16 protein-coding genes are annotated in these 20926 nt (G+C 62.0%); 5 read left to right on the top strand and 11 right to left on the bottom strand.

The annotated features are described in order from the left end of the window. Positions 1-6: 6 nt before the first annotated feature. Positions 7-3180, bottom strand: a complete 3174-nt coding sequence (locus J4D99_RS04545) for a T9SS type A sorting domain-containing protein (protein ID WP_208130521.1) — start codon at positions 3178-3180, stop codon at positions 7-9. Between the two features lie 445 nt (positions 3181-3625). Further along, positions 3626-4690, bottom strand: a complete 1065-nt coding sequence (locus tag J4D99_RS04540; protein ID WP_208130520.1) for a fatty acid desaturase family protein — start codon at positions 4688-4690, stop codon at positions 3626-3628. 334 nt (positions 4691-5024) lie between these two features. Between J4D99_RS04540 and J4D99_RS04535 the strand changes: the two genes are divergently transcribed. Next, a complete protein-coding gene (locus J4D99_RS04535) occupies positions 5025-6323 on the top strand; it encodes a TPM domain-containing protein (protein ID WP_208130519.1) in 1299 nt (432 codons plus the stop codon). 144 nt (positions 6324-6467) lie between these two features. Further along, the gene (locus J4D99_RS04530) at positions 6468-7742 is read left to right on the top strand and encodes a M48 family metallopeptidase (RefSeq protein ID WP_208130518.1); all 1275 of its coding nucleotides are present in this window, start codon (positions 6468-6470) and stop codon (positions 7740-7742) included. A 103-nt stretch (positions 7743-7845) separates the two neighbouring features. Here J4D99_RS04530 and J4D99_RS04525 read toward each other — a convergent pair whose 3' ends face one another. From J4D99_RS04525 to J4D99_RS04510, 4 genes are all read right to left on the bottom strand, one after another. Further along, complete coding sequence (locus tag J4D99_RS04525) at positions 7846-8100, bottom strand: hypothetical protein (RefSeq protein ID WP_208130517.1); 255 nt, start codon at positions 8098-8100, stop codon at positions 7846-7848. 130 nt (positions 8101-8230) lie between these two features. Continuing rightward, a complete protein-coding gene (locus J4D99_RS04520) occupies positions 8231-9283 on the bottom strand; it encodes a glycoside hydrolase family 53 protein (protein WP_236018519.1) in 1053 nt (350 codons plus the stop codon). A gap of 179 nt (positions 9284-9462) precedes the next feature. After that, complete coding sequence (locus J4D99_RS04515) at positions 9463-11130, bottom strand: MFS transporter (RefSeq protein WP_208130515.1); 1668 nt, start codon at positions 11128-11130, stop codon at positions 9463-9465. Positions 11131-11178: 48 nt separating this feature from the next. Then, positions 11179-12300, bottom strand: a complete 1122-nt coding sequence (locus tag J4D99_RS04510; RefSeq protein ID WP_208130514.1) for an esterase/lipase family protein — start codon at positions 12298-12300, stop codon at positions 11179-11181. 200 nt (positions 12301-12500) lie between these two features. Here J4D99_RS04510 and J4D99_RS04505 point away from each other — a divergent pair, with 200 nt between their 5' ends. Together J4D99_RS04505 and J4D99_RS04500 are read left to right on the top strand one after the other, a co-directional pair. Then, on the top strand, positions 12501-12902 hold the full coding sequence (locus J4D99_RS04505; protein WP_208130513.1) for a hypothetical protein: 402 nt from the start codon (positions 12501-12503) through the stop codon (positions 12900-12902). Positions 12903-13082: 180 nt separating this feature from the next. Beyond that, entirely contained in the window at positions 13083-14159 is a 1077-nt protein-coding gene (locus J4D99_RS04500) for an MBL fold metallo-hydrolase (RefSeq protein WP_208130512.1), read from the top strand. On the opposite strand, the gene J4D99_RS04495 is transcribed toward J4D99_RS04500, so the two are convergent. From J4D99_RS04495 to J4D99_RS04480, 4 genes are all read right to left on the bottom strand, one after another. Continuing rightward, complete coding sequence (locus J4D99_RS04495) at positions 14156-14785, bottom strand: flavin reductase family protein (RefSeq protein ID WP_208130511.1); 630 nt, start codon at positions 14783-14785, stop codon at positions 14156-14158. The genes J4D99_RS04500 and J4D99_RS04495 overlap by 4 nt on opposite strands. 72 nt (positions 14786-14857) lie before the next feature. Further along, positions 14858-15622 (bottom strand): creatininase family protein, encoded by a 765-nt coding sequence (locus J4D99_RS04490; RefSeq protein WP_208130510.1) that lies wholly within the window; start codon positions 15620-15622, stop codon positions 14858-14860. Between the two features lie 36 nt (positions 15623-15658). Then, a complete protein-coding gene (locus tag J4D99_RS04485; RefSeq protein WP_208130509.1) occupies positions 15659-17029 on the bottom strand; it encodes a POT family MFS transporter in 1371 nt (456 codons plus the stop codon). Between the two features lie 67 nt (positions 17030-17096). Then, entirely contained in the window at positions 17097-17510 is a 414-nt protein-coding gene (locus J4D99_RS04480; RefSeq protein ID WP_208130508.1) for a DoxX family membrane protein, read from the bottom strand. A 143-nt stretch (positions 17511-17653) separates the two neighbouring features. Here J4D99_RS04480 and J4D99_RS04475 point away from each other — a divergent pair, with 143 nt between their 5' ends. Then, positions 17654-18595, top strand: a complete 942-nt coding sequence (locus J4D99_RS04475) for an SMP-30/gluconolactonase/LRE family protein (protein WP_208130507.1) — start codon at positions 17654-17656, stop codon at positions 18593-18595. 374 nt (positions 18596-18969) lie between these two features. On the opposite strand, the gene J4D99_RS04470 is transcribed toward J4D99_RS04475, so the two are convergent. Continuing rightward, the gene (locus tag J4D99_RS04470; protein WP_208130506.1) at positions 18970-20784 is read right to left on the bottom strand and encodes a DUF885 domain-containing protein; all 1815 of its coding nucleotides are present in this window, start codon (positions 20782-20784) and stop codon (positions 18970-18972) included. Positions 20785-20926 lie beyond the last annotated feature (142 nt).

The raw sequence follows: 20926 nt of genomic DNA, 5'->3' as shown, positions 1-20926 counted from the left end.
ATGGGCCTAGTGCTGCACCACGAGGCGCAACAGCTGGCTCGACTTGCCGGCGCTCAGGCGCAGCAGGTAGAGGCCCTCGGCCAGGCCGCCGCCCACCTCAAAGCTGTAGCGCCGTCCGGATTCGGCCTGGCCCGTGTGCACGTGCTGCACAAGGCGACCTAGCGGGTCATACACATCCAGCGAGTAGGCTTGGGCATCGGCTAGGGCAAACGAGGCTATGGCTTGGCTGGAAAGCGGGTTGGGGTAAGCCTGCAGGGCTTCGACGACAAACGCCGCGCTGCGGCCGTTGTCGTCGGTAGTGAGGGCCGTGGCAGTTGCCGAGTTGACCTGAGGGGTGTTGAACTGGGTAGGAACGACCTCGAGCCAGCGACAGTTGTCGAAGGCTTCGTTTACGGTCGTCACCGCCTGGTTGATGGCGGCGTAGTTATAAGCCGGGCCCGTTTTGGGGTCACTTCCCAACGCTTGGTTGGCCAGGTCCAGCAGGTTTTGCACGGTGGCCGTATTGGCGAGGCCCAGGCCGCTGAGGCTAACGCCACCAATGGTAACCGACGACCCACTCAAATCCACGGTCGTGCAGTTGCTTGCGTACACCTTACCGAGGTCCTTCAGCTGCAGGGCACCCAGGTCAGTGTGGTTCTGGTCAGCATTTAGGCGAATGTTGAGCGCCAGCGTAATGGTTTGGCCCACCAGTATATTATTGAACCTGTTGAACTTCAAAATGCTAACTGGAATTTTTGCGCAGCTTTGGGAGCCCGTTACGTTGAGCCAGCCAGCGGTGCCACCTGCCGGCATATGCCCTTGCAGGCAGCTCACATCGGTCGGCCCCGTAAAGAAGATATTATTTCCAGCTGAGGCTGGGTTGCCGATTACGAGCGGAGTGCTCAGCAATCGGCCCAGCAGGCTAGCCCGCACCTCAGTACTGTTGCAGAGCTTGCCCGTGTTGCTCCAGCCACCCTGCGTGAGTGAGCAGTAGCGCACGTAGCAGTTGTCTTGCTTGATGGTGAAGGCAATGGGGAACTGGCAGCCGTTCTTATCAACTACGGTAGCCGAATAATCGCCTGCTTTCAAGCCCGTGAAAGTATAGGATGTTGCGCTTTGGGGCGAATTATTATCAACTGTACCGGTTAGGGAGAAGCCGTAGGGCGCGGTGCCGCCGCTGGGTGTAATGGTGGCCGTGCCATCGGTGTTGGCCTTGCCATCGGAGCAGCTCGCAGCAGTAGTAGCGGATGTTGCGGTTAGCCGGGCAAGGGGCTGTATAATGGTAAGCAGGCTACTATTGGCTTCGCAGCCATTGTCATCCGTAACCTTTATTCTGTAATCGCCTGCGGCTAGCCCAGTAAATTGATGCGTTGTAGCATTATAGACGCCAGCCACTGGGCTGATTGTATAATGATAAGCTCCAGTGCCCCCTTTAGTCGTAGTAACAGCCAGCGAACCCGTAGCGTCGCCAAAGCAATTTACATTGGTAGGCGTAACGGTAAGGCTGAGGGCGTCAGGCTGCGTAATGGTGGCCGGCTTGCTGCTAGCGCAGCCGTTGGCGTCAAGCACGTACACGGTGTAAGTAGTGCCAGCTGGTAAGCTCGAGAAAATATAGCTGCCGTTCGTATTATTAGCTGCCTTGTAATCGCCCGGAGCGGGGATGGCTCCAGTAGTAGAACTAAGTGCGTACTGGTAGGGTGCTGTGCCCTCTGTGCCCTGAGCTAGGATGCTGCCTGTAGAGCTCCCATTGCAGTTTACGTTGGTGGGGGTAATGGTGAGGCCTAGTGCGGCGTGAGGCTGTGTAATGGTGGCCGGCGCGCTGCTAATGCAGTTATTAGCATCTCTTACGTAGACCGTATAGTTGCCCACAGGTAGCTGCGAAAAGACCGTAGCATCGGCAAACGGCCCTGTTGCACTTAGTGCATACTGGTAGGGCGCCGTGCCCCCGGTAGTAGTGGCGACTGTCAGGGAGCCCGTAGCATCGCCGAAGCAGGCCACGTTGCCAGGCGTAACCGTGAGGCTAAGTGGGGCAGTAGGCTGGGTAATCTCGATGCCAGTAGCATCGGAGCACCTGCCATCCGTAACGGAAAGCGCATAGGTACCCGCCAATAAACCCGTAAAATTGGGCCCCGTCTGGCTGATAGACTGGTTGACCTCGGCGCCACTAGCGTCGAGCGTGCGCACAAGTGTGTAGCTTATCGTGCCAGTGGCAGCGCCCATGTAGCTGGCCATGATGGTGCCCGTAGCATCGCCATAGCATTTTACATTGTCGTGTGTAATGGTGCCGAGCGCCAGCGTACAATCTCGCCGCCGCACAGTCATAATCTGGTTATCGCGTTCGCCTTTGTTGCCGCCGCCCGCCGGCGAGCCATCCAGGTCCAGCAATTTGAAGTGGTAAGGGCCACCGCTGATAAAGGAAGCACCCAGGCCCTGCGGATACGCACTGTTTGTATCAGTGCCATCATTACCGCTTACCGCCAGGTGGCCTGCCAGTAGTATCAGGATATTGGGCGAGCTTGAGGTCCAGGTCAGCGTATAGTTGGCGTAGTAGTCACTAGCGCCCTGTGGTGTATAGCCCGTCATGGTCAGACTAGCCCCGCTTACCGTGGTACCCGGCATGCCATATATCATCACCTGGCGCTTGGTGGTGCTGCCACCATCATAGGTAGCTACTTTGTCGGCTACATCATGAGTCGCAACGCTACTGTAAGCACTAGCCAGCGGCTGCGCCCCGGCCGATACTCCCGAGGTATACATAGTCTGAATCATAGTCGCATCAGCCGGCGTGCCAATGTGCTCGAGCGAAGCCAGCACTGCACCGCTTGTCGAGGCCAGGGGCGTACCCGTAACGGTCTGGTAGTCGGCAATGGCCTGCTCATACGAAGTCAAAAAGTCGTAGGCATGCACGCTGCCCTTCACGGCCAGCACTTTAAAGTTGAGCGTGTGCTGCTGGCTACCCGCCGCAAGCCCAACCAAGGTAATGCGTTGCAGCGACGAAGTACCTTCGTAATAGCTCGAATTCTGTTGGTTCAGAATCCCGAACGTCCATTCAGCCTTCGTATTGGCATACTGGGCAAAGTCGGCAATTTTATTTTGTGCCTGACTGGGCAACGCGCTCAACAAGGTCAAAAACAAGGTGGCGAGCATAGCTGCAAGCACGCGTAGCAGCTGGTGAGCGGGTAGGCGGTAACAAGTTTCCATATACTAGAGCGGAAGAATAAGGTGGAGAGAAAGCGAGAGCGACTGGCGCTAGGCGGCAGGTGGTGAGCGGGTCATTGGCGTGGTACTGAAAGAAGATATTTTGTAAGTTTAGCGGTTTGTCTAAGCCTGTGAAATGACCTTGCTCATTATTACCTCATTCGGCATAAAAACAGAATTCCCTCATAAGAATCAAGTAGTTAGCCGCTGCTAATGAAGCGTTTTGCCGCTCTCTGGCCAGCGTATGGCTCAAGGGTAATAAAATTGTATTTAGAGAGCACTTCAGGGTCAAATAAGCCGTGCGTGTACCCTAGCCAGCCGGCACAACCGGCCGCAGCTAGCTCAGCCAGAAAAAAGCGCGGGCCTGGACGGCCGCGCCCCAAGTCAGCCTCACTGAGGCACTCGAGACGCGGCCGTCCAGGCCCGCGCAGCTAGTTATAGTGGCTACTTATGCCCGGCCCATCTGCCGCAGAAAGGCCACGTGCGAGGCTACAGCGTAGCGCATTTTGGGGTATTCCTGGTAGGGCAGGTTAAACTCGGCGCACGTTTCGCGGATGATTTTGCTCAGCTTGGGGTAGTGCACGTGCGAGATTTTGGGAAACAGGTGGTGCTCAACCTGAAAATTGAGCCCGCCCACCAGCCAGCTAATCAGGCGGTTGTCGGTGGCGAAGTTGGCCGTGGTGCGCAGCTGGTGAATGGCCCACTCGTCTTCGAGCTTGCGGGTAGTGGCGTGGGGCACCGGGAAGGCGGCCTGCTCTACGGTGTGGGCTAGCTGAAACACGATGCTGAGCACGAAGCCCGCCACAGCGCCGGCCACCAAAAAGCCCACGAGCCAGCCCACCACGCCCACCGTGTAGATGGGCAGGGCCACGTAGAGGCCCAGGTTGAGCAGCTTAAAGCCCCAGAAAATGAGGTGGTCGTTGGTCGTCATGGGCTTGAGGGCCACGCTGCCAATGCGGCGGCTGAAGTACTTCTGGTAGTCGGTGAAGAAAATCCAGGAGATGTAGAGCAGGCTGTAAAACACCCCGAAGTAGAGGTGCTGAAAACGGTGGGCGCGGTGGCGCGGCTGGTCGGGCGTGAGGCGCATCCAGGGCCGGATGTCGAGGTCGTCATCAACGCCGTCGATGTTGGTGTACATGTGGTGCACCGTGTTGTGCTTGGCATCCCACATGTAGCTGCTGCCCCCTAGCACATTGAGCGTGAAGGCCGCCACCTTATTGAGCCAGCCATAGCGGCTGAAGCTGCCGTGCGCGCCATCGTGCATCACATTGAAGCCGATGAGGGCCAGCACGGTGCCCGTGGCCACGCACTCGGCCAGCGCCCAGGCCGTGGGCGGCGTGAAGAAAACCAGGTGCACGTAGAGGGCGATGAAGGTGCCCACCAGCAGCAAGGCCTTGCCGAGCAGGGCGCTATTGCCGGTTTGGGCTCGGCCCGTGGTGGCAAAATAGTCGGCCGTGCGGCGCTTGAGTTCGGCGTGAAACGAGCGCGGGGGCGCGAAGCGGGGAAGCAGCATAAGAACAGGAAAGCCAGCGTGGTGCACGCAACGAAGCGGGCCGCTGAGCGCGGGGCCGCATCGCCGGGTGGCAACTACAGCGGGCTTCTGCACCTTGCACAAGCCAAAACGGATTTGGGACTACCTACGCAGTAGCCCTGCCAGTGGACGTGGGCCGCCACATATTCTGCACAAACCTATGACCTCAACGGTAGGGCCGGTGCAAAAGTGCTTATCTACCCGGCAATGCCCGAATGTTGTGCCCCCGATAGTAAGCTGGCTCAGAGGGATACAGCCACGCTGGCGCCAGCGCCGTAGAAGGCGGATAAGTTCTTTCACTTTCCCCTTCCCTGCCATGTATCGCTTTCTCTTACTAGCCCTGCTTTTTGTCGGGGCGGGGCTCGGCCGGCCCGCACTGGCCCAAACAGATAGCGGCCTGCCCGCCCGCCCGGTTCCCTTCACATTCGTGACCGACCAAGGCAACCTGCTGAGCGCGGCCGATGCCAAAAAGCTCGATAATGGCCTGCGCAGCTACGCCGACAAAACCGGCACGCAGGTAGTAGTAGTAACGGTGCCCAGCCTGGGCGGCCGGAGTGTGGCCGACTACGGCCGGGCCCTCGGCACGGCCTGGGGCGTGGGCCAGCGCGACAAAAACAACGGCTTGGTGGTGCTCATCGGCGCCAAAGAGCATAAGGTGACTATTCAGCCGGGGTCGGGGCTAGCCAGCTCCATCACGCCGGCCGTGGTAAACCGCGTTATCAACCAGGAAATGACGCCCGCCTTCAAGCAGGGCAACTACTTTCAGGGCCTGCGCACGGGCCTCAACACCCTGATGGTGACGGCCAACCCCAGCTCGGACCCGCGCAAGCAGGCCGGCGCCACGGCGGCCACCTCCACGGGCGAGGCCGCCGCAGCTACCAGCGGCGAGCTGACCGACAACCCCGGCCGCACGGCCTCGGCCATGCAGTCGCAGATGAACGACCCTAGCGGCTCGCAGCAAAGCGAGGTATCGGCCCCCGCGCCCTCGGGCCCGGGCATGGGCACGCTGCTCATCGGGGCATTGATAATCGGCGGTGTCCTGTGGTTTATTATCCGCATGTTCCGCGGCCGGAGCGCCGCCAACACGAACAACGGCTCGCCCAACTTCTACCCTAACGGCGGCAACGCCCCCCGGCCTAACCAACCCAACCAGCCCAACTTCTACCCCAACCAAGGCGGTAACCCCGGCCCGGGCTATGGCGGCGGCTACCCCAACCAAGGTGGCAGCAGCGGCAGCGGCATGGGCGGTATTCTGGCTACCGGTGCGGCCGCTGCGGCTGGCGCCTACCTGGGCAACCGCCTCGGCGGCAGCCACGACTCGGGCAGTGCCCCGCAGCACTTCGACACGGGTAGCGTGGGCAATGCGGGTGCCGCCGGGGCTGCTGGTACCGGCGCCGCCGGCGACTACTTCGCCGGGCGCGATGGCGGCACTAGTGGCGGCAACAGTGACAACTTCAGCAGCAACGACGACTACTTCTCGAATAACAATAGCTCGGGCGGCGACTCATCGGGCGACTACTTCTCGTCCGATAACTCGTCGTACGACGATACCTCATCGGGCGACACCGGCGGGGGCGGCTTCGACAGCAACGACGACAACAGCGGCTCGTGGTAGCGCGCTGGCCTCGCTAAGGCTTACAACAGCCGTCCGGTTTCGGGCGGCTGTTTTTTTATGCCTAGGGGCAAGCACTATTGACCATTACCTAGTACCTTGCACTGCCCACTCACTCGGCGGGCATCATCTCTAATTCCTTCTGCTATGGCACATAAGCTACTGCTACTGTTGGCCTTACTACTTGGTGTGCTGGGCACGCCGGCAATGGCGCAGTCTACTCCCGCTGATACTACCCAGGCTAAGCCCGCCTTCAATGTCGAAGCTGCTACCCGGCACTACCTCGACACCCTTACGCCGGCGCAAAAAGCCAAATCCGACGCCTATTTTGAAGGCGGCTACTGGCTGCAGCTCTGGGATGTAGTGTATGCGCTGGGCGTGGCGGGCGTGTTTTTGGGGCTCGGGCTGTCGCGCCGGCTGCGGGCGCTGGTGGCGCGGCTGCCCCGGCGGTGGCAGCGCACCTGGGCCTACGCGGCCCTGTACCTGCTGGCCTCGTTTGTGCTCAGCCTGCCACTCACGGTGTACGAAGGCTACGTGCGCGAGCACCAGTACGGCCTCTCCAACCTCACCTTCGGCGCCTGGGCCAACCAAACGCTCACGAGCCTGGCCCTGTCGGTGGTGTTTGGCAGCCTGCTGATTCTGGCATTGTATGCCGCCATCCGGCGGGCGGGGGCTAGCTGGTGGCTGTGGGGCACAGCCATTGTGAGCGTATTCCTGGTTATCGGGGTGGCAGTGGGGCCGGTGTTCATCAGCCCATTATTTAATAAATACACCACGCTGCCGGCCGGGCCCGTGCGCGACGGCATTCTATCAATGGCCCGCGCCAACGGCGTGCCGGCCGAAAACGTCTACTACTTCGACGCCTCCAAGCAGAGCAAGCGCATCAGTGCCAACGTGAGCGGCCTGGGCAGCACCATTCGGGTATCGCTGAATGACAACCTGCTCAAGCGCTGCACCCCCGCCGAAATACAGGCCGTGATGGGCCACGAGCTGGGCCACTACGTGCTGAACCACATTCCCAAAATGCTGGTATTCTTTATCGTACTGCTAGCCATTGGCTTCTGGCTGGTCAATGGCACCGCCAACCGCCTGCTGGCCCGCTACGGGCCGCAGTGGGGCATAGAAGGGCTGGCCGATGTGGGCAGCCTGCCGCTGCTGGTGGCGCTGTTTTCGGTAGCGAGCCTGCTGGCCACACCCATCACCAATACCATTGTGCGCACCAGCGAGCAGGAGGCCGATATGTTTGGCCTGAACGCCGCCCGCCAGCCCGACGGCTTCGCGGCCATTGCCATGAAGCTTTCGGAGTATCGCAAAATCGAGCCTTCGCCCTTAGAAGAAATTATCTTCTTCGACCACCCTAGCGGGCGCACCCGCGTGCAGTCGGCCATGCGCTGGAAAGCCGAGCACCTGGGCGACCACTAGGCCCACTACCACATAACAAAGCCTCGATGGGCCTTGCCCGCGCATTGCGGGCAAGGCCCATCGAGGCTTTGTTATGTGGCCTGCTGCCCAGGCGGGCGGCTGGCTAGTGCTTGGGCATGGTGGCCCGCGGTGGGCCTACCCGGATAACGCCGCGGCGCGGGTGAGCCTTGCGGTAGCGGCGGTGGTAGCGCCAGCGGCCTAGAATGCCCATGCGGCGCCAGCGCTTGCGGGCATCGCCGCGGTGCTTGTAGGCGGTGTAGCGCGGGTGGTGCCGACCGGGCCGGGGCGCCGCCAGCGCCGGGCTAGCCTCGGCAAATGCCAGCAGAACTAACAGCAGAAAAGTAATAAAACGAGCCATAAAAAGCAGCCAGGAAAAATCGGGCCAATGTGCTCAACTGGTGCGCCGCTAGCCTTGCCTACTGCCTACGTAAGCGGCCTGCTTCTTGGTTTGGTACCAGCCAGCCCTGCCCCTGCGTGGGCACGGATATTTAGTGAAAAGCCTTGAGCGCGGGCGAGGGCTTGCCATCGTCGCCCCAGGCGCTGAGCTGGTAGCCGCTCCAGCTTTTGGCGCCTTCGGGCTCCCAGTAAAACACGCCCAGCCCCTTATTTTGGGGCACGGCGCGCACGGCTTGCAGCGTGGCCGTAAGCATATCGTAGCTGTTTTGCACCTGGGTATAGTCGTTGCCCACTTCGGCCACCACTACCTCCTTGCCGGGGTAGCGGGCCACCATATCGAGCAGGTTGGCGCGCAGGTCGGCAATGGAGGCCGTATAGTCCTGCTTGAGCCAGTAGGGATAATACGACATACCAATGACGTCGAACTTGCCGCCGTTTGCCGTGAGCTTGTCGAAGAAATCGCGGTACAGCGCATTGTCATTGCCGCGGTCGAGGTGCACGATAACCTTGCTGGTGGGGCTGGCGGCCTTTACCGCCTCGTAGCCTTTGGTAATGAGCTGGGCGAGCTGCGGAAAGTTTTTTGTGCTGCCCTCGGGCCAGAGCATGCCGCCGGGTATCTCGTTGCCCACCTGCACCCACTCGGGCGTGACGCCTGCCGCTTTCAGGGCCGTCATCGTGCTGAAGGTGTGGTCGTACACATCGGTGAGCAGCTGCGCAAACGAGTGGCTGGCCCAGGCGGCGGGCTTGGCCTGCTTGCCGGGGTCGGCCCAGGTGTCGCTGTAGTGAAAGTCTATCATCACCCGAAAGCCCAGGCCAGCGGCGCGCTTGGCCATCGCCACCACTTCGGCCGGGCTGCAGTGCCCGCTAGCCTCATTGTCAGAAGGATTGACAAATACCCGCAGCCGTATTGAATTAATGCCCTGGGCTTTCAGGATGGCGAGGCAGTCCTGGGGCTGGCCCTGCTCGTTGCGAAACACGTAGCCGGTAGCCTCCATTTGCTGCAGCCAGCCCACGTCGGCACCCTTGGCAAAGCCTTGGGCGATAGTAGCAGTGGTAGTGGCCGTGGGCACGGCGGCCGGGGTGGCGCACCCGAGCAGGCCCAGCGCTAGGGCCATGCACAGCGGAGCAAGGGAAGAAAATCTCATAATATAGTTAAGTAGAAAAGCCGAGTAAATGCCAAGCGCAAGGCCAAATAGACTGTCATGCTGAGCTTGTCGAAGCATCTCTACCACGCCGTTATGATTACTAACCAGTAGAGATGCTTCGACAAGCTCAGCATGACGGTGTTGTTTCAATATTTGCCAAAATTAAAGCGAGCAGCCAGCTACTGCGCGCTGCCGGCCGCTTGCAGCGGCGGCGCGGCCACTTCCACATTGGGCGTGCGCGGGAAGGCCAGAAAGTGCGTAACTCGGGGCGGCTCGGCACCCTGGTGAAAGCGCCGCACCTCGGCCTCCACCAGCTGGTCGTCGCGCGTGAAGCGGCGGTGCTGGCGCTCGTGCTCGGCCCAGGTAGCGACGTAAAAAAACTCGGTGATGCGCGCCGGCTGGGCCACGTCGGTAAACACGCCAGCCCGCAGGGCACCATCGCGCAGGCGCAGACGCGTGAGCTGCTGCGCCGCCAGCCGGAAGGCGGCGTGGTCGGCGGGTGCCACGTCGTAGTCTATCATGACCACCACGGGGCCGTCGTCGGGGTCGATTTCTTCTTCCAGGGCGGGCAGCTGGTCGGTCCACGGCTCGGCGGGGCTGAAGTCGAGGCCTTCGGGCTGGTGCATGGGAAAAGGCAGGGCTAGCACCAGGCTGGCGAGCATCCAGCCGGCGGCCACGAGTAGCGCTAGGGTCAGGGTGGCGCGGTCGGCCAGCTCGCCCCACACAATGCTGCCCAGGCTCATACCGGCCTGAAATACCAGCATGTACATGCTCACCACCCGCGCCTGCACCCATTTGGGCACGTGCAGCTGCACGCTGGTGCTAAAGCTCGTCATGGTAATGAGCCAGGCTGTGCCCGACAGAAACATCACCGGAAACAGCCAGTACTCGCTCGGCACCAGCGCCAGGCTCAGGTTGGTGCCCACAAACACCAGCGAGCCCAGCAGCACCCGCCGATTGAGGTTGAGCCGGTGGCCAATCTTGCCAATCAAAAAAGCCCCCGACACGGCGCCCGCCCCCAGCCACGACAGCATCACGGCGTAGGAGCCCGACTGCAGGTTCAGCCGCCGCGCCACTACCACGCTCAGCAGTGCCCACATGGCCGTGGCCCCAAAGCTGAACGCAAACGTGCGCACCAACACCGCCACAATCGGCGGCGAGTATTGCACGTAGCGAATGCCTGCCCGCAGCGCACCCGAGAAGTTTTCGGCCGGGCCACCGTCGTTCTGTGCCTCGCGCTTCCAGTAGTAAATGACAACCCAGGTGCCCACGAAGGAGATGCCGTTCAGTATAAACACCCAGCCCGGCGAGTAGTAAGCAATGATGAGCCCGCCCAGCGCCGGCCCGATGGCCCGGGCAATGTTGTTGCTCACGCCATTGAGGGTAATGGCGAAGGGCAGCACCGGCCGGGGCACCAGCTCGGTGGTCACGGTTTGCCAGATGGGGCTGTTCAGGGCCGCGCCCATGCCCAGCAAAAACGTGAAGCCCAACACATCGATAGCCGTAGCGGCTCCCGTGAGCGTGAAAGCCCCTAGCCCCAGCGCCACCACCGCCATAAAGCCTTGCGTGAAAAGCAGCAGCTTGCGCCGGTCGATGAGGTCGCCGATGGCGCCGGCGGGCATGCTTAGCAGAAAGGCAGGCAGGCTGGTGGCGGTTTGCATCAGGGCCACGAGCAGGGCCGAGGTGGTGAGCGTGGTGACGAGCCACACGCCGGCCACATTCTGCATCCAGGTGCCTACGTTGCTCACGAGGGCGGCTATCCACACGGCGCGAAAAACGGCGTAGGCAAAGGGGGTGCGCAGGCCGGGCCGGGGCTCGGTAAGGGGGAGGGGAGGCGTAGGAGTCATGCGCGCAGAGTAGGCTAGGCTAGCCCTACGCAAGTTGGGCGCGCGGGGCTACACCCACTGGCGCAGATACTGGTACACCTCGGCATTATAGAGCAGCCCGCCGTGGTGCTGCTGCGCAAACCGGGCCGTGCGCACGGTCGTGCCCGGCGGCAGCGCGGTTTCATCGTCAAACACCTGGCCCCGGGCGCTGGCCGCCCCCACCATGCCATCGCCGAAGTAGTCGCGCAGGGCCTGGGGCCGGCTGGCGCGCAGCCAGTCGCCCACCAGCACGTGGTAGTGCACGCCCGGCAGCAGCGGCACCGTGGTGCGCGGCCGGGGCAGGGCCGGGTCGTCGGGCTGCTGCCAGTCCTCATCTACCAGCAAGGCTTGGCCCAGGTCTTTGATGCCGTTGGAGCGCCTCGCGATGGCTTCGCTCAGAAAGCGCGTCGGGAAGAGGTTGATGCGCTGGAGCAGGCGCTCTACCAGCAGGCCGTTTTGCTCCAGGTACGAACCCTCGTGCGGCACCCCTAGCAGGAACACCGCGCGCAGGTGGGCTAGCCAGGGCGCTTTGGCAGTGGGCAGTGAAGAGTGAGCAGTGGGAAGTTTTTTCCTTCGACTTAGCTTCGCAATCGGCAACTGCTCCTTGCTCACTACTAACTGCTCACTCCCATAATACCCAGCCGAGCGAATGAGCAGCCCGCCCATGCTGTGGCCCACCAGCACCAGCTCGCCGATGGCCTCGGGGTAGGTTTCGACCAGCTCGGTGAGCAGCAGGCTCAGGGCGCGGCCATTCTCCGAAATGTGCAGGCCCGAATTGTAGCGCAGGTACAGCGGGCGGCAGCCGGCCTCGGCGGCCAGGCGCGGGCCGTAGCGCAGGGGCCCTTCGGGGGCGTCCTGAAAGCCGGTTTGCCAGATGAGCTCGTCGCCCATCAGCCCGTGGATAAAAATGACGGTTTTTTGCTTGAACTCGGTCAGGCCCAACTCAGCCACTGGCACATCCTGGCCGCCGCGCCGAAAGCTCAGGGCAATGGCGCGCGGGTCGTGGCGCACGGCCAGCTGGTCGCCGAGCGCGCCGTTGAGCACGGGCTGAAAAAAGTGCTGGTGCGCCCGCCCTGCCCGGTAGAGCAGGGTGGCGCCGCGCACCGGCAGCAGCGCCGTGTTGGCGAGGGTTGAAAGAGCGCGACGCAGCATGGGGTAGTGAGCAGTTATCAGTGAGCAGTTAATAGTGAACTAATGAGTAACGAGCAGTTAAAGTAAGAGAACGTCATGCTCACTGTTCACTACTAACTGCTCACTAATTCCAACGTGGGCAACCAAAATCTGGTTGGTACGTCCAACACTATTCGCGGCCAAGCTGCATCTTTGCAGTAGTAAAATCCTCCGCATTAAGCATGAACTTCTCTTTTCGCCCAGCCCTGACCTTGTTGCTGGTGGCCAGCTCCGCTACCCTTCTCACTGCCTGCGACTATGCCTCGCTCAGCCCCGGCGAAAACCCGCAGTTTCGCGAAGGCTTTACCAACGCGCCCGGCTACACCAATATGGATGTAAACCGCGACAGCATCAACTACAAGCAAAACGTGCACACGCCCATCGGAAAGGGCTCGGCTATGGCCATCAAAAACGGCTCGGCCCAGGACCAGCTGGATTCGGCTCCGGCCGGCAACAGCACCTCCTCGGCCCAGACCGCCAGCGGCAAAATGGCCCCTGCCGACCAGAACCAGCCCAAGGCAACCGGTAGCACCAATGGCAGCGGCAACAGCAACGACGCCAGCGCCAAAAAAGGCAACATGTAGGCTCCCCAAGCCCGAAAAAAATAAGCGATACCATACGAGCCCGTTGCCGCCCTGGCAGCGGGCTCGTTGCGTAAGGTGGATTAGGGGGCTAGCCTCCATCGAAAGGCTAGCCGGCAGAAACACAGCCGGAAAGCTTGCGTAGGCAAGGCATTCCCGCCTTCGAGCTAATCCGTTTTGCCTATGCTTTCCAACAATGCTTCCCGCGCCAGCACCCCGGCTTTCTACGAAGTGGTGCCCGGCCTGCACGCCCTGCGCGACGTGTTTGTGAACCTCTACTACGTGGCCGTGGCTCCCGGCCAGCCCCGCACCCCCTGGGTGCTCATCGATGCGGGCCTGCCCGGCTCGGCTGATAAGATAAAGCAGCACGCCGAGGCGGTGTTCGGGGTTGATAACCCGCCCACTGTCATCTTGCTCACGCACGGCCACTTCGACCACGTGGGGGCGCTCGATGGCCTGCTCGAAGCCTGGCCCGGCGTGCCGCTGTATGCGCACCCGCTTGAGCTGCCCTACCTCACCGGCCGCAGCAGCTACCCGCCGCCCGACCCCACCGTGGGCGGGGGTCTCATGGCCTGGAGCTCCTTTCTCTACCCCAAGCACCCCTACGATTTTAGCCCCCGCGTGCACGAGCTGCCCGCCGATGGCAGCGTACCCGGCCTGCCGGGCTGGCGCTGGCTCTTCACTCCGGGCCACACAGCGGGTCACGTGTCGTTTTTCCACGAGGCCGACAAGGTGCTGGTGGCCGGCGACGCCTTCACGACGGTGGTGGCCGAATCGGGCCTAGCCACGCTCACCCAAAAGCAGGTGGTGCACGGCCCGCCCGCCTACTTCACCCCCGACTGGGATGCCGCCCGCGACTCGGTGCGCCACCTCGCCGACCTGGCGCCCGAGGTAGCTGCCACCGGCCACGGCATTGCCATGCACGGCGAGGTGCTGCGCCGCGAGCTGCGCACGCTGGGCGAATACTTCGACCAGCTGGCCCGCCCCAAAATCGGCCGCTACGCCCAGGAGCCCGCCCTGGCCGACGCCAGCGGCGTGCGCTCGGTGCCGCCCCCCGTAGTTAGCCCCTGGGTGAAAGGCCTAGCGATGGCGGGTGCCCTGCTCACCGTAGCCGGGCTAGCGCTATTCAGCAAAAAGAAGAAAAAGAAAACCTACCGGGCGCCCTACCGCGACCACCCCGCCCGGCCTCGCCGCCCAATAGGCTTGCAAAGCCCGCGCGGCCCCCGGCGCCCCGCTGGCCCGCACTCGCCCGACGCCTAAAGCGCCCGCGGAAACTGCCCTGGCCGGGCGTAGCCGTAGCGCACCGGGGGCTGCACCGCGTGGTAGCCATCGAGGCCCGAAATGGCGACTTCGCCCAGGGCTACCAGGTCGAGGGTGCCGTCGGGGCGCAGGGCCTCGGGCCGCAAATACACGTGCTCGACGGTGCCCACCAGCAGCAAGGTGCCGTTGAAGATGGAATGCTCTTCCTTTAGCCGCAGCCCGATGCTGAGCGGACTCTGGGCCACGTAAGGCGCCGGAAAACCATCGCGCATATCGGCCGTGAAGCCGCAGGCTTCAAACTCCGACTCGTCCTCAAAATTGGCCGAGGTGTAGTGGGCTTGCGCCGTCAGATTCAGAGGCACGTGGTTGAGGGTGTAGCAGCCCCCGTTATCCTTGATATTCTGGTAGGTGTGGCGCGGCACCGTGGTAGGCCGCGTCACCATACCCAGCACGGCCGGGTCGGAGCCCAGGTGCAGCACCGAGCTGAAAATGGCGAGGTTGGTCTGCCCATCGGGCGCGGCCGTGCCCACCAGGTTGGCCGGCTTGAAGCCCGGCAGGCCATTCACAAAATTGAGGCGGTAAATCTTGTCAAAAGCCGTGATGTCGGCGGCGGTGATGTGCTGCATGGGGTAGGAGATAGGGCTGAGGCGAGGCTAGCCGGCAGGTAGAAGCTGTAGCGCGAACTTCCTGCCGCGGCTTTATTCGTATAAATCGTGTGGGTCGGCGGCAGCTAGCTCGACCAAAAACTGACTGAGCTCTTGGGCCGCGGCCGCCAGAAAGGCGGCACCCTTGGCGGCCGTAGCGGCGGCCGGGTTGCCCACGCCCGTGTCGGCGCTCACCTGGCTCCATTCGCGCTGCGCCCAGGCCCACTCGCGCAGCGCCCGAATACGAAACTGCTTGCTAGCCCCGGTGCCGGCTTCGGCCAGCGGGCGCACCAGGTCGGGGGCAATGTGCAGCATCATGCTCGTTTCCATCTCGTCGGCGTGGTCGCCGGGCGCCTCAAAAAACCGGCTGCGGTCTACAATGCGAAAGAGGGTGGCCGTGCTGAGGAATACCTCCGGAAACGCGGCTTGCAGCTCGCGCAGCATCTGGCGGAAGTCGTTGCCGCCGTGGCCATTCAGCACCACCAGCTTCGGGATGCCCTGGCGCGCCAGCACTTGCACAATATCGCGCAAGATGGCCAGCTGCGTGCTTGGGTTCAGGTTCATATCGAGCGTAATGTCGAGCTGGCCGGTATTTACCCCAAAGGGAATAGTAGGCAGCACAACCACCTTGGCGCCCTGTTCCCAGGCTAGCCGCGCCGCCTCGGCCGCTAGGTAATCGCACTGGTAGTTGTCGGTGCCGTATGGTAGGTGGTAATTGTGCGCTTCGGTGGCACCCCAGGGCAGGATTACCACTTCGAAGGCAGCGTCTTTGACGGCCTGCCAGGTAGTTTCGGCAAGAATGTAGGGGCGGGCAGACATAGCAATAAGGGCTAGCGGCTGGCAAGGAGCGCAGCCTTATTCGGCCAGCGGCTCCAGGGGCAAGGGGACCGCGCCCACATACGTTTTTTGGGGCAGTCGCGCTGCCACCAGGGCAAATAAAAAGAAGTTGACGGCCATTAGCCCCACAAAAAACCAGTAGTAGCTAGCCCCCTGAAACCGGGCAAAAAAGCCACCCCGCGCAATGCTGGCATTCATGAGTGCCAAAAAATAATTGCCGCCCGCAATGGTGAGCAGCCATAGCGAAGTAGTCAGGCTTTTGAGGGCTGGCGGCGCGTGGGTGTAGGCATATTCTAAGCCGGTTACGGCTACCATGAGCGTGCCGCCGGCCACTACAAAATAGGCCAGCACCTGCCACCACACCGAGGGGTGGCCGCCCGCGTCGAGCCCGTGCTGCACCCCCGCGATGAGGCACATGGCCAGCGCCACCAGCACCATGCCCACGCCCATGCGCCGCAGCGGTGTGGCCTGAATGCCGCGCCGGGCCAGCGCCGGATAAATGTGGTAGGTGAGTAGCGGGTTGAGCCCGATGCCGAACACAATGCCGAGTATCTGAAGTTGCTCCGGTAGCGGGGCGTAGCCGCCGGGCCACAGGTGGCGGTCGAGGTGGGCGGCTTGCAGCACCCACTCCGACTCACTCTGGTTGTAGAGCGCCCACAGCACTGGGATAAACAGAAAAATAGCCCCGACCCGCCGCAGCGCGGCGCGGCTCTCGCCGGGGCCTAGCGTGTGGCGCAGGCCGGCCAGCAGGCCCGTGGGCGGCACCCGCACGTAGTGCCGCCGCCCCAGCCAGAAGGTGAAGGCCGCCGCGCCCATCAGCAGGCCCGGCACGCCAAAGGCCCAGGCCGCGCCCGCGTAGGCATAAAGCTCGGGGATGAGCGCCGTAGACACCGCCGCTCCTGCATCGATGGCGAGCTGAAACCAGCCGTAGGCCTTAGGCAGCAGGTGGGCATTGGCTTGGTCGAACTGGTCGCCGAGGTTGGCCGTCACGCTCGACTTGATACCGCCCATGCCGATGGCAATGACCAGCAGCCCCGCCCGAAAGCCCGCCAGGTCGTCGGTGTACAAGGCTAGCAGGGCATGCCCCAGGCAATAAAAAATTGATAGATAAAGAATAACGCGGTATTTGCCCAGCACCCAGTCGGCCAGCAAGGCGCCCACCACGGGCAGCGCGTAGCCCAGCGCGGCAAAGGAGTGCACGAAGTCATTGGCCCGCGCCTCGGCCGCGGCCGTGAGCGCCGCACTGTGGCTAGGGTTGAAAAACTGCGCCACCAGAAACGTGGGCAGAATGGCCCGCATACCATAGTAGCTGAAGCGCTCCGCTACCTCGTTGCCAATGATAAACGGGACGGCGCGCGGAAAGCGGCTAGCCGGGGGAGGAGTGGGCATACGACGAGCGAAGACAGCGCCGCAAGGTGGGCGTGCCGCGCCGCATTTCCTAGCTGGCCGCTGCTGGCTAGCCCGGTCCTGGCGCCGACAGTGGGTCGAGGCACAGGCGGTTGCGCTGCAGGTGCAGCACCAGCGTGATAATGAAGAGCCCGTACAGCATCTGGTCGCCCACGAGGTTCCATTTTTCGAGCAGGCTGCTACCAACTAGCAGGCTCATAATGACTAGCATGGCGGCCACCAGCGCCGGCCGGGTAAATAGGCCCAGCACCAGCAGCAACCCTATGCCGCCTTCTACAAAAGGCAGGGCGGTGGCGTAGGCGCTCACGAGGCCGGGCGGTAGCGGGGCCGCTGCAAACTCCTTGACGATGCCCGCCCGAAATACCGTCAGCTTTGGTATCCGCACCAGGCCGTGCAGCAAAAAATTGAGCCCTAGCAGCAGGCGGCCCAGCAGAAAGGCCAGCTCGAAGTTAGTAAGTTTCATAGGCTGGCTATAACGGCAAAACCGGGTGGCTGGCTACGTAGCGGGCCACCTGCTGGGGCTAGCCAGCCAACGGGGAGGGCCCGAGCTGCGTCTGTGTGGCAGCTGGGGCCCGCATGGCGTCCGCAATCCCTTTACGCTGCTTTATGAAAGTACTTCTTTTCGTCGTCGCCGTGGGCGCGGCCACCACCTTGTTAGCCCCTCATGCTCAGGCCCAAAGCACGCCGCCTGCTTCGGCCGTTGCGCCGCTTTCAGTGGCGGGGCAGGCGCTGTTTGCTGGCTCGCCCACGCCGCAGCTCGTGGCCAGGCAGTTTGCCTTCACCGAGGGGCCGGCCGTGGACCGGCAGGGCAATATCTTTTTTACCGACCAGCCCAACGATAAAATCTGGAAGTATGACGTGGCCGGCAAGCTAAGCGTTTTTCTGAGCCCTAGCGGCCGGGCCAACGGGCTGTATTTCGACAAAAAAGGCAACCTGCTGGCCTGCGCCGATGCGCAGGGCCAGCTGTGGTCTATCAGCCCCGACGGCAAAACCAAGGTGCTGCTCGATAAAGTGAACGGACAGCAGCTAAACGGGCCAAATGACTTGTGGGTGAGCCCGCTAGGGGGAATATTCTTCACCGACCCCTACTACAAGCGCGACTACTGGCCCGCCGCGCGCCCGGCGCCCATTGCCGAGTATGTGTACTACCTGGCGCCCGGCGCCAAGCAGCCGGTGGCCGTCGAAACCAGCCTGAAAAAACCCAACGGCCTCATCGGCTCGCCCGATGGCAAGCTGCTGTACGTGGCCGACATCGGCGCGGGCAAAACCTACCGCTACCGCCTCGGGGCCAAGGGTGAGCTGCTGGATAAGCAGCTTTTTGTGGCGCAGGGCTCCGACGGCATGACCCTCGACGAGCAGGGCAACGTGTACCTCACCGGCCAGGGCGTTACCATCTATAGCCCCGCCGGCGAGCGCCTGGCTCACCTCGACGTGCCCGCCGCCTGGACGGCCAACCTCTGCTTTGGCGGCAAGGAGTTGAGGACCTTGTTTATCACCGCTTCGGAGGCCGTGTATACGGTGCCGATGCGCGTACGCGGTATCCGCTAGGGAGAGGGGCTGAACATTCGGTAAGCGGAACAGATGCAGAGAAAGAGCTACTTAGCTGCTCTACCTGCTCAGCGGGGGCTCATACCTGGTGCAAATACGCGGCGCGCGGTGCAGCCAGGCCCTACGCGTGGTTAGAAACTAGAAAAACGGCAACTGGCCCAGTCAGTAATCGGTCAAACGGCTGAAAGCCGTCCGACCAGTCGGCTTCAGCGCACAAACAAAAGCGTCTGTCCTTGCGCGCTTGCGAAGCAATCGCATCTGCACGAAACCCGCGCCAGTTGTTCAGCTAGGGTCGTTCAGGGGCGCTTGTTTCGCAGGCGCGCAAGGACAGACGTAAAGGGAAGCGATTGTAGTAGCAGCTGGGGTTAGGTATCTTACTTCACGCCAGCCGCCCAGGCGTCCATTTTCTTTTCGAGCACGGCTAGCGGCATTGAGCCATCTTGCAGCAGCGCATCGTGGAAGTCGCTGAGCTTAAACTTGCTGCCGAGCTGCTTCTCGTACTTGGCGCGCAGCTCCCGAATCTTGAGTTGCCCGATTTTGTACCCGAGCGCTTGGCCTGGAATGGCCATGTAGCGCTCGATGGCCGAGGTAGCTTCATCAGGAGTAGTGCTCAGGTTATTAAGTAGATACGCAATGGCTTCTTCGCGGCTGAGCTGGCGCGAGTGCAGGCCGGTATCGACCACCAGGCGCACGGCGCGCAGCATTTCGTCGCCGAGGGCACCCATGCGCTGGTAGGGGTCTTTGAAGAGCCCTAGCTCGGGGCCCAGGCTTTCGCAATACAGCGCCCAGCCCTCCACGTAGGCGTTCTGGCCGCCAAAGCGCCGGAACTTGGGCAGGCTGGTATTCTCCTGCTGCAGCGAAATCTGGTAGTGGTGGCCCGGAATGGCTTCGTGCAAAAACAGCGATTCCATGCCCGATGTGGTGGCAAACTTGGTGGCGTCGGGAATCGGTACGTAGAAAATGCCCGGCCGCGAGCCGTCCGGCGAGCCCTGGTTGTACTCGGCCGAGGCCGAGGCCTCGCGGAATTTCTCGGTTTCGCGAATCTCAAACGGCGTCTTAGGCGTGCGCCCAAACATCGTTTTCAGGTTGGGCAGCATCCGCTGGTGAATGTCCTCGAAGGCCGCCAGCACCTGCTGCGGTGTCTTGAAAGGACGAAACTTGGGGTCGTTGTTCAGGTATTTGAAGAAGGCCGGCAGGTCACCCTTGAAGCCCACTTCGGCCTTGATTTTCTCCATCTGCGCCCGGATGCGGGCCACCTCGGCCATGCCAATCTGGTAGATTTCGGCCGGCGTTTTGTCGGTCGTCGTCTCATACTTCACGTCGTAGGCGTAGATATCCTTGCCGCCGTTCACCGCGTCGATGCCGCTCGTGGCGCGGGCCTTGGGCAGGTATTCGGTCTGCATAAACGTGCCGAGCTTTTTATAGGCGGGCACCAATTCGGTGAGAATAGCCTGCTTGTAGGCGTTAGTCAGGCGCGTCTTATCAGCATCCGAAAAATTCTTCGGGAAATTTGCTATCGGGCCGTAGTACAGGCTCTTAGTAGGGTCGGTTACCACAATGTCCTTGGCCGTGAGCTGCGGCACCATGCGCACCACTAGGGCCCGGGGCAGCACCACGCCGGCCTTCATACCCGCCCGAAAGTTGGCAATGGCCGAGTCGGTCCAGGCCGTGAAGCCGTGCACCCGGCCCAGCCAGTTGTCGTAGTCCTTCACGGTCTTGAAGGGCTGAATGCCCTGCCCCGAGCCGTACTGCCCTAGCGTGATGGGCAGGCCATAAAACTGGTTGGCCGGCATCATCCAGGTGTTCAGCTTGAGCGCGGCCAGCCCGTGGTTCATCTCATACTGAAAGATGTCGTAGCTGATTTTATCATTCGCATCGAGCTTCTCGCGGTCAAACTTCTCCAGCCGCGTGAGGTAGCCCTGGTAAAAATTGCGCAGCGTGTCGCGGAAAGCACGGGTCTGATTGTTGGGCAGCTGGTTGTTGTAGCGGTTGTCGCCATAAGCCGTGGCATCGAGCGGAAACAGCCGCGAGTTCTTCTCCCAGTAGCTGTCAAACATGGCGTTCAGGCCCTTGTCGCCGCTGGCACTGGCCGTGGTACCCTGGCCATTCTGGTCGGAAGAAGTAGACGACTGGCAGCCCGCCAGCCACAAAGCCGCAGCCGCTAGGGCCGCGTGCGCGAGGTATTTCATCAGAAAAAGGGTGGGGTAGTGGGGGAGAGGATTTAGTGAAAACGCACAAAAAACGTTTGTCATGCTGAGTTTACGAAGCATTCTATCACGCCAGAACCAAGTTGTTCTTCGGTAATAAGATGCTTCGTAAACTCAGCATGAC

It is taken from the genome of Hymenobacter sp. BT559, from assembly GCF_017571525.1.
Taxonomy (GTDB): domain Bacteria; phylum Bacteroidota; class Bacteroidia; order Cytophagales; family Hymenobacteraceae; genus Hymenobacter; species Hymenobacter ginsengisoli.
The sequence above is the reverse complement of the archived record's forward strand: the minus strand, read 5'-3'. Positions and strand labels throughout refer to the sequence as shown.